General features: G+C 69.1%; 12 protein-coding genes. 6 read left to right on the top strand and 6 right to left on the bottom strand.

All coding sequences use genetic code 11. The features are described from left to right. The first annotated feature begins 118 nt into the window (after positions 1-118). Both ACFYPC_RS20960 and ACFYPC_RS20955 read left to right on the top strand, forming a co-directional pair. A complete protein-coding gene (locus ACFYPC_RS20960; protein ID WP_388678220.1) occupies positions 119-1,327 on the top strand; it encodes a nucleotide sugar dehydrogenase in 1,209 nt (402 codons plus the stop codon). A 131-nt stretch (positions 1,328-1,458) separates the two neighbouring features. After that, positions 1,459-2,076 (top strand): hypothetical protein, encoded by a 618-nt coding sequence (locus ACFYPC_RS20955; protein WP_388678218.1) that lies wholly within the window; start codon positions 1,459-1,461, stop codon positions 2,074-2,076. A gap of 87 nt (positions 2,077-2,163) precedes the next feature. Here the strand turns inward: ACFYPC_RS20955 and ACFYPC_RS20950 are convergent, their stop codons facing one another. The 4 genes from ACFYPC_RS20950 to ACFYPC_RS20935 form a co-directional block, all read right to left on the bottom strand. After that, positions 2,164-3,288, bottom strand: a complete 1,125-nt coding sequence (locus tag ACFYPC_RS20950) for a GuaB3 family IMP dehydrogenase-related protein (RefSeq protein ID WP_384380563.1) — start codon at positions 3,286-3,288, stop codon at positions 2,164-2,166. Between the two features lie 100 nt (positions 3,289-3,388). After that, a complete protein-coding gene (gene guaB / locus ACFYPC_RS20945; RefSeq protein WP_388678215.1) occupies positions 3,389-4,894 on the bottom strand; it encodes an IMP dehydrogenase in 1,506 nt (501 codons plus the stop codon). Positions 4,895-5,468: 574 nt separating this feature from the next. Next, positions 5,469-6,044 (bottom strand): sigma-70 family RNA polymerase sigma factor, encoded by a 576-nt coding sequence (locus ACFYPC_RS20940; RefSeq protein ID WP_266455832.1) that lies wholly within the window; start codon positions 6,042-6,044, stop codon positions 5,469-5,471. A 268-nt stretch (positions 6,045-6,312) separates the two neighbouring features. Next, complete coding sequence (locus ACFYPC_RS20935; RefSeq protein ID WP_003948568.1) at positions 6,313-6,924, bottom strand: response regulator transcription factor; 612 nt, start codon at positions 6,922-6,924, stop codon at positions 6,313-6,315. A gap of 390 nt (positions 6,925-7,314) precedes the next feature. Between ACFYPC_RS20935 and ACFYPC_RS20930 the strand changes: the two genes are divergently transcribed. Then, a complete protein-coding gene (locus ACFYPC_RS20930) occupies positions 7,315-7,644 on the top strand; it encodes a WhiB family transcriptional regulator (RefSeq protein WP_388678212.1) in 330 nt (109 codons plus the stop codon). Between the two features lie 146 nt (positions 7,645-7,790). On the opposite strand, the gene ACFYPC_RS20925 is transcribed toward ACFYPC_RS20930, so the two are convergent. Continuing rightward, positions 7,791-8,696 (bottom strand): LysR family transcriptional regulator, encoded by a 906-nt coding sequence (locus ACFYPC_RS20925; protein WP_388678210.1) that lies wholly within the window; start codon positions 8,694-8,696, stop codon positions 7,791-7,793. A gap of 87 nt (positions 8,697-8,783) precedes the next feature. Here ACFYPC_RS20925 and ACFYPC_RS20920 point away from each other — a divergent pair, with 87 nt between their 5' ends. The 3 genes from ACFYPC_RS20920 (at position 8,784) to ACFYPC_RS20910 (ending at position 11,190) form a co-directional block, all read left to right on the top strand. Next, on the top strand, positions 8,784-9,452 hold the full coding sequence (locus ACFYPC_RS20920; protein WP_388678207.1) for an MOSC domain-containing protein: 669 nt from the start codon (positions 8,784-8,786) through the stop codon (positions 9,450-9,452). Positions 9,453-9,630: 178 nt separating this feature from the next. Continuing rightward, positions 9,631-10,404, top strand: a complete 774-nt coding sequence (locus ACFYPC_RS20915) for an SDR family NAD(P)-dependent oxidoreductase (RefSeq protein ID WP_388678204.1) — start codon at positions 9,631-9,633, stop codon at positions 10,402-10,404. A 78-nt stretch (positions 10,405-10,482) separates the two neighbouring features. Next, complete coding sequence (locus ACFYPC_RS20910; RefSeq protein WP_388678202.1) at positions 10,483-11,190, top strand: ester cyclase; 708 nt, start codon at positions 10,483-10,485, stop codon at positions 11,188-11,190. A gap of 70 nt (positions 11,191-11,260) precedes the next feature. Here the strand turns inward: ACFYPC_RS20910 and groL are convergent, their stop codons facing one another. Continuing rightward, entirely contained in the window at positions 11,261-12,889 is a 1,629-nt protein-coding gene (gene groL / locus ACFYPC_RS20905; protein WP_388678199.1) for a chaperonin GroEL, read from the bottom strand. Between the last annotated feature and the right edge of the window lie 51 nt (positions 12,890-12,940).

Here is a 12,940-nt window from a genome sequence, read left to right as displayed (position 1 = left end):
TCGCACAATCCCGCATATCGGTCATATTTACTCCTAGTCTGACATTGCGCTCGCCCGTCCTGTCCACAGGGCTTGCGCACCTGTCCTGCTTCGGCTATTGGGAAGGACGGCCCACTCCATGCCCGCAGATCTCGCCGTCATCGGACTCGGTCATCTCGGCCTGCCCCTGGCCCAGGCGGCCGTGGCGGCCGGCATCCCCACACTCGGCTACAAAACCGGCCCGGAAGGCGGCTCCCTCAGCCCCGCAGAACTACGCCGGATGCTCTCGGGGGGCTTCCGGCAGGCCACCGACCCGGCGGAACTCGGCCGCGTCCGCACCGCCGTCATCTGTGCCCCGACCTCGCGCGGCGCCGACGGCGCACTGGACCTGACCCAGCTCGAGGCGGCCGCCCGCACCCTGGCCGCACAGCTGCGCCCGCACACCACGGTGATCCTCGAATCGCCCGTGCGCCCAGGCACCACCGAGGAATTCCTCCGCCCGCTCCTCGAAGAAGGCTCAGGACTGCGCGCGGGGCGCGATTTCCATCTCGCCTACTCACCCAGTCGGGTCGACCCCGGCAACCGCGACTTCGGCCCCGCCAACACCCCGAAGGTCATCGGCGGTCTGACGCCGGCCTGCACCGAGTCGGCCGCCGCCTTCTACGGACGCCTCACCGACAAGGTGGTACGCGCGCGTGGACCGCGCGAAGCGGAAACCGTGCAGCTCCTCGAGACCAACTTCCGGCACGTCAACATCGCTCTGGTCAACGAGATGGCCGTGCTCTGCCACGACCTGGGCGTCGACCTGTGGGATGTCATCCGCTGCGCCGAGACCAAGCCGTTCGGCTTCCAGGCGTTCCGGCCGGGCCCCGGAGTCGGCGGCCACGGAATCGCCCAGGACCTGACAGGCCACTCCGGACGCACTCTCCGGATGGTCGAACTCGCGCAGCAGGTCAACAACCACATGCCCCAGTACGTCATCCAGCGCGCCGCCACGCTCCTCAACGAGCACGGCAAATCGGCCCGCGCCGCGCGCGTGCTCCTCCTCGGCGTCACCTACAAGGCGGATCTCGCCGACCAACAGGGCACCCCCGCCCACGAGATCGCGCTGCGCCTGATGGAACTCGGCGCGTCCGTCAGCTACCACGACCCGCTCGTCCCGGCGTGGCGCGTCCTCGGCCGCCCGGTCCCGCGCGCCGACTCCCTCTACGAGGCCGCCGCCGACGCCGACCTCACGATCCTGCTCCAGCAGCACCGCACGTACGACCTCCAAGGACTGTCCGTGAAGGCCCAACTCCTCCTGGACACAAGGGGAGCGACCCCGACCGGGGCAGCCCACCGGCTCTGACCCCCGGAAATACCTCTCCCGTATGTCAGTGGTGACTGCTAGTGTCCGGGGCCGTTGTCGCACACGAGTGCGCCCACGTCCCACGCGCATCAATGCGTCCACCATTCACACCACTTCGGGGGATCTCCACCATGAGCCAGACCACGCCGCCTTCCCAGCCCACGCCGCCTTCCCAGCCCACCGAGGGCAACCCGTACGCCGCCCAGCAGCCTGTCGCCGGCAATCCGTACGCCGGTCAGCAGCCCACGGACGGCAACCCGTTCGCGGGGCAGCAGCAGCCCGCGGGTGGCAACCCGTTCGCCGGCCAGCAGCCCGGTTTCGTGCCGCCGGCGCCGGCTGCGCCGCGCCGCGGCAATGTCGGTCTCGGCATCGTGGCCGCCGTTGTCGCAGCCCTGGTGACCGCGGGTATCTACGGCGCGATCATCGGCGCCACGGGGTACGAGATCGGCTACGCCGCGGTCGGCGTCGGCTTCCTCATAGGCCTCGCCGCGGGCAAGGCCGGCGGCAGCAACCCCGTACTGCCGGTCGTGAGCGCCGTCGTCTCCCTGGGCGCCGTCTACGTGGGCCAGCTCATCGGTGTCGCGATGATCGGAGCCGACGAGTCCGGTGTCTCCGCGACCACGCTCCTCACCGAGCACTTCGACCTGGTGACCGCGGCCTGGAAGGAAACAGCCGACGTCATGACCTACCTGTTCTTCGCGATCGGCGCCTACGCCGCCTTCTCGGGGACGAAGAAGGCCGCCGCGTAACCCGGTTCAGCCACGGCGAAGGGGCCGCGCCACCAGGTGACCGGCCCCTTCACGTCGTACGAACCGCCGTACCAACTGCCGTACGACCTACCGCTTGTGCTGCGAATCCGCCACCGTGACCTCGACCCGCTGGAACTCCTTGAGCTCGCTGTAGCCAGTCGTGGCCATCGCCCGACGGAGCGCCCCGAAGAAGTTCATGGAGCCGTCCGGAATGTGCGAGGGACCCGCCAGGATCTCCTCGATGGTGCCCACGGTGCCGAGGTCGACCTTCTTGCCGCGCGGCAGCTCCTCGTTGACGGCCTCCATGCCCCAGTGATGGCCCTTGCCCGGCGCGTCGGTGGCACGGGCCAGCGGGGAGCCCATCATCACGGAGTCGGCCCCGCAGGCGATGGCCTTGGAGAGGTCGCCGGACCAGCCGACACCACCGTCGGCGATGACGTGCACGTAACGACCGCCGGACTCGTCCATGTAGTCACGGCGCGCAGCCGCGACATCGGCGACCGCGGTCGCCATCGGGACCTGGATGCCCAGCACGTTGCGCGTGGTGTGCGCGGCGCCACCGCCGAAGCCGACGAGGACACCGGCCGCGCCCGTACGCATCAGGTGCAGGGCCGCCGTGTAGGTGGCGCAGCCGCCGACGATCACCGGGACGTCGAGTTCGTAGATGAACTGCTTGAGGTTCAGCGGCTCGGCGGCACCGGAGACGTGCTCCGCGGACACCGTCGTACCGCGGATGACGAAGATGTCCACGCCCGCGTCCACGACGGCCTTGGAGAACTGCGCCGTGCGCTGCGGGGACAACGCCGCGGCGGTGACGACGCCGGAGTCGCGCACCTCCTTGATGCGCTGCCCGATCAGCTCCTCCTTGATGGGCGCCGCGTAGATCTCCTGGAGGCGGCGGGTCGCGGTGTCCGAGTCCAGCTCCGCGATCTCGTCGAGCAGCGGCTGCGGGTCCTCGTACCGCGTCCACAGCCCTTCGAGGTTGAGCACGCCCAGGCCGCCGAGCTCACCGATGCGGATCGCGGTGGCCGGGGAGACGACCGAGTCCATCGGGGCGGCCAGGAAGGGCAGCTCGAAGCGGTAGGCGTCGATCTGCCAGGCGATCGAGACCTCCTTCGGGTCCCGGGTACGGCGGCTCGGGACGACGGCGATGTCGTCGAAGGCGTACGCCCGGCGGCCGCGCTTGCCGCGCCCGATCTCGATCTCAGTCACGTTGTGGCCTTTCCGTCTTCGCTTCTGCGTCTCCCAGTATCGCCGACGCCCACGACAAGGGCGGCCCCGGGAACCTCCGGGACCGCCCTGTGCGCTGTGGCTACTGGTTGCGGCTGTAGTTCGGCGCCTCGACCGTCATCTGGATGTCGTGCGGGTGGCTCTCCTTGAGGCCCGCCGAGGTGATGCGGACGAAGCGGCCCTTGGACTCCATCTCGTCGATGGAGGCGGCGCCCACGTAGCCCATGGTCTGGCGCAGACCGCCGACGAGCTGGTGCAGTACGTTGCCCAGCGGGCCGCGGTAGGGCACCTGGCCCTCGATGCCCTCGGGGACGAGCTTGTCGTCGGAGGCCACGTCTGCCTGGAAGTAGCGGTCCTTCGAGTACGACCGGCCCTGGCCCCGGGACTGCATGGCACCGAGGGAGCCCATGCCGCGGTACGACTTGAACTGCTTTCCGTTGATGAACAGCAGCTCGCCCGGAGACTCCTCACAGCCCGCGAGGAGACTGCCGAGCATCACGGTGTCGGCGCCGGCCGCGAGGGCCTTGCCGATGTCACCGGAGTACTGGAGGCCGCCGTCGCCGATCACCGGGACACCGGCGGCGCGGGCCGCGAGGGCCGCTTCGTAGATGGCGGTGACCTGGGGGACGCCGATGCCGGCGACCACACGGGTGGTACAGATCGAGCCCGGGCCCACGCCGACCTTGACGCCGTCGACACCGGCGTCGATGAGCGCCTGGGCGCCGTCACGGGTGGCTACGTTGCCGCCGATCACATCGACGCCGACGCTCGACTTGATCTTCGCCATCCAGTTGAGGGCGTTGCTGTTGTGGCCGTGCGAGGTGTCGACGATCAGGAAGTCCACACCGGCCTCGGCCAGCGCCTGGGCCCGCTCCAGCGCCTCGGGGCTGGCGCCGACGGCGGCACCCACCAGCAGGCGGCCCTCGGCGTCCTTCGCGGCGTTCGGGTACTTCTCGGCCTTCACGAAGTCCTTGACCGTGATGAGGCCCTTGAGGACACCTGCGTCGTCGACCAGCGGAAGCTTCTCGATCTTGTGGCGGCGCAGCAGCTGCATGGCGTCGTTGCCCGAGATGCCGACCTTGCCGGTGACCAGGGGCATCGGGGTCATGACCTCACGCACCTGGCGTGAGCGGTCGGTCTCGAAGGCCATGTCGCGGTTGGTGACGATGCCGAGCAGCTTGCCGTTGCCGTCGGTGACGGGGACACCGCTGATGCGGAACTTGGCGCACAGCGCGTCGGCCTCGCCCAGCGTCGCGTCGGGGTGGACCGTGATCGGGTCGGTGACCATGCCGGACTCGGAGCGCTTCACGAGGTCGACCTGGTTGACCTGGTCCTCGATGGAGAGGTTCCGGTGCAGCACGCCCACGCCGCCCTGCCGTGCCATGGCGATGGCCATGCGCGACTCGGTCACCTTGTCCATCGCAGCCGAGAGCAGCGGGATGTTCACACGTACGTTGCGGGAGATGCGCGACGAGGTGTCGACCGCGTTGGGCAGCACTTCCGAAGCGCCCGGCAGCAACAGCACGTCGTCGTAGGTCAGCCCGAGTGTCGCGAATTTAGCGGGCACTCCGTCGACGTTGGCAGTCATGACACCTTCCCCAAATGGCCTTGATCGGTGCGGATGTCCATGCTAACGGGAAGCAAGGGTCTCTCATTCCATGGCCTGTGCGGGCCGGGGGCTTCGTGCTTTCGTACGGGTCTGGAGTCACCGCAGTTCATCCCCGGCACCGGACGCCGTGCCCGGCGCCGGAGCCCGGCCTCCGCTGCACCGGACGCCCTGCCCAGGGGCCAGAGCCCGGCCTCCGCGGCACCGGCGCCCGCTCGCCCGGGCCGGCTTTCGACGTCCGTCCCCCACTGTCGCGGGGAAGAACAACTGCCGTCTCTGCTGAGCCAAGCCCGGCACCGCGAACACCACCGCCCGGCCCTCCGCGGTCCCGGCGGAGAAAAATCAGCCGTCCCGGCTGAGCCAAGCCCGGCACCGCCGAACACCACCATCCGGCTCCCCGGCTCCCCGGCTCCCCGGCTCCCCGGCGGAGAAAGACCCACCGCCCGGCCAAGCCACACCAGCGGCGCCGAACACCGACGCCCCGCTGCCTGCTTCCCGCTGACACACCGAGAGAGAGAACAGGAATACCCGCCCCCTCCACGCGCGGGACGCCCGACTACTGCTCCGCCAACGCCCGCAGCCGGCTCAGCGCCCGGTGTTGAGCCACGCGCACCGCCCCGGGTGACATTCCCAACATCTGGCCGGTCTCCTCGGCCGTGAGGCCCACCGCGATCCTCAGCAGGAGTAGCTCGCGCTGGTTGTCGGGGAGGTTGGCCAGGAGTTTCTTGGCCCATTCGGCGTCGCTGCTGAGCAGGGCGCGCTCTTCGGGGCCGAGGGAGTCGTCGGGCCGCTCGGGCATCTCGTCCGAGGGGACGGCGGTGGAACCAGGGTGCCGCATCGCCGCACGCTGCAGGTCGGCGACCTTGTGTCCGGCGATGGCGAAGACGAACGCCTCGAAGGGTCGTCCGGTGTCCTTGTAGCGCGGCAGCGCGAGAAGCACCGCGACGCAGACCTCCTGCGCCAGGTCCTCCACGAAGTGCCGCGCGTCACCGGGAAGCCGGGACAGCCGCGTACGGCAGTAGCGCAGCGCGAGGGGGTGAACATGGGCGAGCAGATCGTGCGTTGCCTGCTCGTCGCCGTCGACCGCGCGATGGACGAGCGCACCGATCACCGTCGTCTCGTCGTCGCGCATCGGTCCATGGTGCCTCGGCGTCGTTCGATCCGTGGCACCGCGTCCATAGTTGTGCACCGAAGCGTTATGAGCAGGTGCGCCGGAACTCATCTCCTGCGCCCTCCCCTTCCGCTCGACCGAATCGTCCCCGAGGAACTCCACACCTCAAGGATGCGGCATCCGCCGGGAAACGGGGATCAGGCATCGAAGAGGCGCTCTCCGAGGGCCCGGCCCCGCCCGCCATAAGACGGGCAGGGACTACTGCCGTTGTACCCCCACGGCGGCACACTTAGCGAACCAGGCCCCACCGGAAACCGAGCGCCACCGCGTGCGCACGGTCCGAGGCACCGAGCTTCTTGAAGAGCCGCCTGGCGTGCGTCTTCACCGTGTCCTCGGAGAGGAACAGTTCACGGCCGATCTCCGCGTTGGAGCGGCCGTGGCTCATGCCCTCCAGGACCTGGATCTCCCGCGCGGTGAGCGTGGGCGCGGCGCCCATCTCGGCCGACCGCAGTCTGCGCGGGGCGAGCCGCCAGGTGGGGTCGGCGAGCGCCTGGGTCACCGTCGCGCGCAGTTCGGCACGCGAGGCGTCCTTGTGCAGATAGCCGCGGGCACCGGCGGCGACGGCGAGCGCCACGCCGTCCAGGTCCTCGGCAACGGTGAGCATGATGATGCGCGCACCGGGGTCGGCGGACAACAGCCGCCGAACAGTCTCGACGCCGCCCAGACCGGGCATGCGTACGTCCATCAGAATCAGGTCCGAACGGTCGGCACCCCAGCGGCGGAGTACTTCCTCGCCGTTGGCCGCCGTCGTCACACGCTCGACGCCGGGTACGGTCGCCACCGCACGGCGTAGCGCCTCTCGGGCAAGCGGGGAGTCGTCGCAGACGAGGACGGATGTCATGGCCGCCCTCCGCAGCTGATGCGCGTCACCTTGAGCCTCCAGGCTGGTACGAATCGTCACCAATGCGGTCGACACTCGCCGACGGAAACTGCCGTCTGCCCGAGCGCTTGTTCCTTCGACCGCCTCGGCAATCTCAACGATGGTCACTCGAAAGAGTTACGGGGCAGCCGGTTGTCTTCGGCACTGTACGTGAGGGTGCGGACACGGTGCAGACATGCGCGGCGCACCCACAACCTTTCATCACAACCCATGCCCCATTCAGCCCGATTTCTTCCCTTTTACTGGTGTCTGTGGCTAGATTCGCAATGAGTCATATTTTCATCTCCTTAGATCGTAGATGTACGGTCGGTGGGCAGATAACAGCCCAGAACGGCAACAAGGGGACACGCAATGGCAGATTTCTCCCGCCTTCCCGGTCCGAACGCGGACCTCTGGGACTGGCAGCTCCTCGCGGCTTGCCGCGGGGTCGACAGCTCGCTCTTCTTCCACCCGGAAGGCGAGCGCGGTGCGGCACGGAGCGCTCGTGAGAACTCGGCCAAGGAGGTCTGCATGCGATGCCCGGTACGCGCGGAGTGCGCGGCACACGCGCTGGCGGTGCGCGAGCCGTACGGCGTGTGGGGCGGGTTGACCGAGGACGAGCGCGAAGAGCTCATGGGACGGGCACGCAACCGGCTGGTCTCGGCGTCGGCCACTGGAAGCAGCCCATCTTCGAACAACTGAAGGAACGTTTCTGCTGACCGGGCACGCGCACGCGTGCCCCTACTTTTCCTGGCCCCCGGCCCCCGGCCCCTTTACGCCTCGCGCCTCGCGCCTCGCGCTCTGCGCCCTGCGCCCTGCGCCCTGCGCCCTGCGCCCTGCGCCGGAGGCTACCGTCGCGCGGCCCGCGCCAGCCGGTCCAGCGTCGCCGCAACCGCGGGCACCTGCGCGAGATCCGGCAGCGTGAGCGCGACGATCTCCCGCCGCAGCGGGGGCTCAACCGTCACCATGCGTGCCCCCCTGGGCCGTACGGACTCGATGGCGAGTTCCGGCAGGACCGCGACCCCGAGGCCGGCGCCCACCAGGCCGACCACGGCCGGGTAGTCGTCGGTGGCGAAGTCGATACGGGGTTCGAAGCCCGCGCCGCGGCAGACCTCGACCAGTTGCCGACGGCAGCGCGGGCAGCCCGCGATCCACGGGTCGTCGGCGAGTTCGCCGATCGCGACCGGGCCGGCCCCGGCGAGCGGGTGGCTCTCGGGGACGAGCCCGACGAGGCGGTCGAGCAGCAGCGGACGTACCACCAGGTCGCCCCACTCCTCGACCTCCTCGACGCCCGTCACTCCCTCGTACCGGAACGCGAGTGCGATGTCGCAGTCGCCGTCGCGGAGCATCTCGACGGAGCGCGGCGGCTCGGCCTCCTCCAGGGAGACCCGGGTGCCGGGGTGCGCGGCGCGCAGGGCGGCGAGGGCCGTGGGTACGAGCGTGGAACTGCCGCTGGGGAAGGAGACCAGCCGGACGCGGCCCGCGCGCAGGCCCGCGATGGCGGCGACCTCCTCCTCGGCGGCCGTCAGTCCCGCGATGATGCCGGCCGCGTGCCGGACCAGTGCGTCGCCCGCCTGCGTCAGACGCATCTCGCGCCCCGTCCGGACCAGCAACGGTGTGCCGACGGACGCTTCGAGCGCCTTCATCTGCTGGCTGACGGCGGGCTGGGTACAGCCCAGTTCACGTCCTGCCGCCGAGAAGGAGCCGGTGGCGGCGACGGCGCGCAGGACACGGAGATGACGGGCCTCGATCACATTTTGAGCATAAGGGTTTCTTGGGTGCAGAAGCGAATATTGCGTCGCCGCTTTGGCTTCCTGTTCCTATCGCCTAGCGTGGTCGTCATGAAGCTTCTGTCGCTGAATGTGGGCCGGGCACAGGCCGTCGCATACACGGACCAGCCCGAGGGAGTCACCGGCATCGACAAACAGCCGGTGCCGGGGCCGGTGCGGGTCGCGTCGCCCGGGCCCAGGGGGATCGGCGGTAGCGGCCTCGTCGGCGACGCGGTGTGCCACAAGCGGTTCCACGGCGGGGAGCACCAGGCCGTGTACGCGGTCGCGCGCGAGGATCTCGACGACTGGGAACGCGAGCTGGGCCGGACGCTGGCCGCCGGCTCCTTCGGCGAGAACCTCACGACGCAGGGAGTCGAAGTGTCCGGGGCCCGGATCGGCGAGCGCTGGCGCATCGGGCCCGAGGTCGTCCTCGAGGTCACCTGCGGGCGCATCCCCTGCCGGACCTTCCAGGAGCACCTCGGCGAGAAGGGCTGGGTGAAGCGCTTCACCCAGAAGGCGGCGCCCGGCGCGTATCTGCGGGTCGTCGAGCCCGGCGAGATCCGCTCCGGCGACCCGATCGAGATCGTGCACAGGCCGGACCACGACATCACGGTCGCACTCCAGTTCCGTGCGGTCACGACTGAGCGGGAGCTGCTGCCGCGACTGCTGGACGCCGGCGACTCGCTGCATCCGGAGTCGCGCGCGATCGCCGAGAAGTACGTGGTGACGCTCGGCGCCTGAAGACCTGTCCGGGCAGCGGACACGCAAGCTGTCAGGCAGGTGGTCAGGCAGGTGGTCAGGCACCCTGCGCGGAAGTCGGGTCCCCGGCGCGGGCGTTGGAGCCCCGGGCGCGGACGTTGGGACGCCGCGCCCGGGCGTTGGGGCGCCGGGCCACAGTTCAGGTCACTAACCTTGCGCCATGACAACGGCTCTGATTACTGGATCGACCGCGGGGATCGGCGCCGCCTTCGCGCGGCGTCTGGCGTCTGACGGGCACAACCTCGTGCTGGTGGCGCGTGACACCAAGCGGCTGGGCGAGCAGGCGACCGAGCTGCACGACCGGCACGGCATCGAAGCGGAGGTGCTGACCGCGGATCTGGCGACGGACGACGGCATCGAGGCGGTCGCCAAGCGGCTGAGCGACCGCAAGAACCCGGTCGATCTGCTGGTCAACAACGCCGGCTTCGGCAACAAGGGCCGCTATCTCGAGGTGTCGGTGGCCGACGAGCTGACGATGCTCAAGGTGCACTGCGAGGCGGTGCTGCGGCTGACCTCGGCGGCGACCGAGGCCATGCGGGAGCGCGGCCGGGGCGGAGTCGTCAACGTCGCCTCGGTGGGGGCGTTCGTGCCCCGGGGGACCTACGGCGCGTCCAAGGCGTGGGTCGTGCAGTTCACGCAGGGCGCCGCGAAGGACCTGGCCGCCGGCGGCGTACGTCTGATGGCGCTGTGCCCCGGATTCGTGCGCACCGAGTTCCACCAGCGCGCCGGCATGGGCACGGACAACATCCCCAAATGGATGTGGCTGGACGCCGACAAGCTGGTCGCCGCCGCGCTCACGGACCTGGCCCGCGGCAAGACCCTGTCGATTCCCGATCCGCGATACAAGGCTTTGGTGGGTCTGGTGAAGGTGACACCGCATGCGTTGCTCGGCGGGGTCACGTCCAAGACGGGGCGGAAGTACGGGCCGCAGTAGGCCAGGGGCGGTGGCGCCGCCGTCCCGGTGAGACGATGGAGGTATCAACCGGACCCAGGGGGGCCGGGAGGCGGCGTCATGACATTTGTGCAGCTCATCGACTGCAAGACCAGTCGATTCGACGAGATGAACCGGCTCATGGACACATGGGTCGCGCAGACCAAGGGCAAGCGGACCGCGACGCACAGCGTCATCGGCAGGGACCGGTCCGACTCCAGGCACTTCATCGAGATCGTGGAGTTCCCGTCGTTCGAGGAAGCGATGGCGAACTCCAGTCTTCCCGAGACGGACAAGATCTTCCGGGAGATGGTGGCGCTCTGCGACGAAATGCCGACGTTCACGGATCTCGATGTGGTGCGGGACGAGTGGCTCTACAAGACCAGCGTCCGCAACTTCTACGGACTGCTCTCCGGCACGGGCGAGTTGCCTTCGTGGGACGAGGTCGTCGCGGAAAACTATCACGACCACGACCCGTCCAACGAGCAGGACGTGATCGGCATGGACGCCATGCGCCGCGAGGTGGAGATGTGGCAGTCCGGGTTCGACTTCACGTTCACCATCGAGGACCAGCTCGCCGACGGCGACCGGGTCTGTACGCGGTGGACCTGGAACGGCACCCACAAGGGCGATTTCATGGGGATCCCCGCCAGCGGCAAGCAGGTCACCATGACCGGCACGACCATCCACCGCTGCACCGACGACGGCAAGATCGTTGAGGGTTGGTGGCAGTACGACAGGCTGGGGCTGATGGCTCAGCTCGGTGCCTTGGATTCTCTGGAGCAGTAGCGGTAGCCCGTAGTCACGGGAAAAGCCCCCGTTCCCATCGGGAACGAGGGCTTCCTCGGAAGCTGGTGCCTCAGTGGGAGTGGCCGTGACCGTGGCCGTGACCCGCGTCGGCCTCTTCCTCGGCCGGCTTCTCGACGACCAGGGTCTCGGTCGTGAGGAGCAGGGAGGCGATGGAGGCGGCGTTCTCCAGGGCGGAACGGGTGACCTTGACCGGGTCGATGACGCCGGCCTTGACCAGGTCGCCGTACTCGCCGGTGGCGGCGTTGAAGCCCTGGCCCTTGTCGAGCTCGGCGACCTTGGAGGTGATGACGTAACCCTCAAGGCCGGCGTTCTCGGCGATCCAGCGCAGCGGCTCGACGGCGGCCTTGCGGACGACCGCGACACCCGTGGCCTCGTCGCCGGTCTTGCCGAGGTTGCCCTCGAGGACCTTGACGGCGTGGACGAGCGCGGAGCCACCACCGGAGACGATGCCCTCCTCGACCGCGGCGCGGGTCGCGGAGATGGCGTCCTCCAGACGGTGCTTCTTCTCCTTGAGCTCCACCTCGGTGGCGGCGCCGACCTTGATCACGCACACGCCGCCGGCCAGCTTCGCGAGGCGCTCCTGGAGCTTCTCGCGGTCCCAGTCGGAGTCGGTGTTCTCGATCTCGGCCTTGATCTGGTTGACGCGGCCCAGGACCTCGGAGGAGTCGCCGCCACCGTCGACGACGGTCGTGTCGTCCTTGGTGACCGTGACGCGGCGGGCGGTGCCCAGCACGTCCAGGCCGATCTGGTCGAGCTTGAGGCCGACCTCTTCGGCGATGACCTGACCGCCGGTGAGGGTGGCGAGGTCGCCCAGCATGGCCTTGCGGCGGTCGCCGAAGCCCGGGGCCTTCACCGCGACGGCGTTGAAGGTGCCGCGGATCTTGTTCACGACCAGGGTCGACAGGGCTTCGCCCTCGACGTCCTCGGCGATGATCAGCAGCGGCTTGGAGGCGTTGGCCTGGATGACCTTCTCCAGCAGCGGCAGGAGGTCCTGGATGGAGGAGATCTTGCCCTGGTGGATGAGGATGTACGGGTCCTCGAGGACTGCCTCCATGCGCTCCTGGTCCGTCACGAAGTACGGCGACAGGTAGCCCTTGTCGAAGGCCATGCCCTCGGTGAAGTCCAGCTCCAGACCGAAGGTGTTGGACTCCTCGACGGTGATGACACCGTCCTTGCCGACCTTGTCCATCGCCTCGGCGATGAGCTCGCCGACCTGGCTGTCCTGGGCGGACAGACCGGCGACGGCCGCGATGTCGGCCTTGTCCTCGATCGGACGGGCGGTCGCGAGGAGCTCCTCGGACACAGCCTTGACGGCGGCGTCGATGCCCTTCTTGAGAAGAGCGGGGGACGCGCCGGCGGCGACGTTCTTGAGGCCCTCGCGGACGAGCGCCTGGGCGAGCACGGTGGCGGTGGTCGTACCGTCACCCGCGATGTCGTTGGTCTTGGTCGCCACCTCCTTCACGAGCTGGGCACCGAGGTTCTCGTACGGGTCGTCGAGCTCGACCTCGCGCGCGATGGTGACGCCGTCGTTGGTGATGGTGGGAGCGCCGAACTTCTTGTCGATGACGACGTTGCGGCCCTTGGGGCCGATCGTCACCTTGACCGTGTCGGCAAGCTTGTTGACGCCGCGCTCGAGGGCGCGACGGGCGTCCTCGTCGAACTTCAGGATCTTCGCCATGGGAGCGATTCAGCCCTCTCGAAACTCTGGAAAATCTGGGGAGAACGAACG

It is taken from the genome of Streptomyces sp. NPDC005808, assembly GCF_042871385.1.
Classification (GTDB): domain Bacteria; phylum Actinomycetota; class Actinomycetes; order Streptomycetales; family Streptomycetaceae; genus Streptomyces.
Note: the sequence above shows the minus strand (reverse complement) of the source record. Positions and strands in the feature narration are given on the sequence as shown.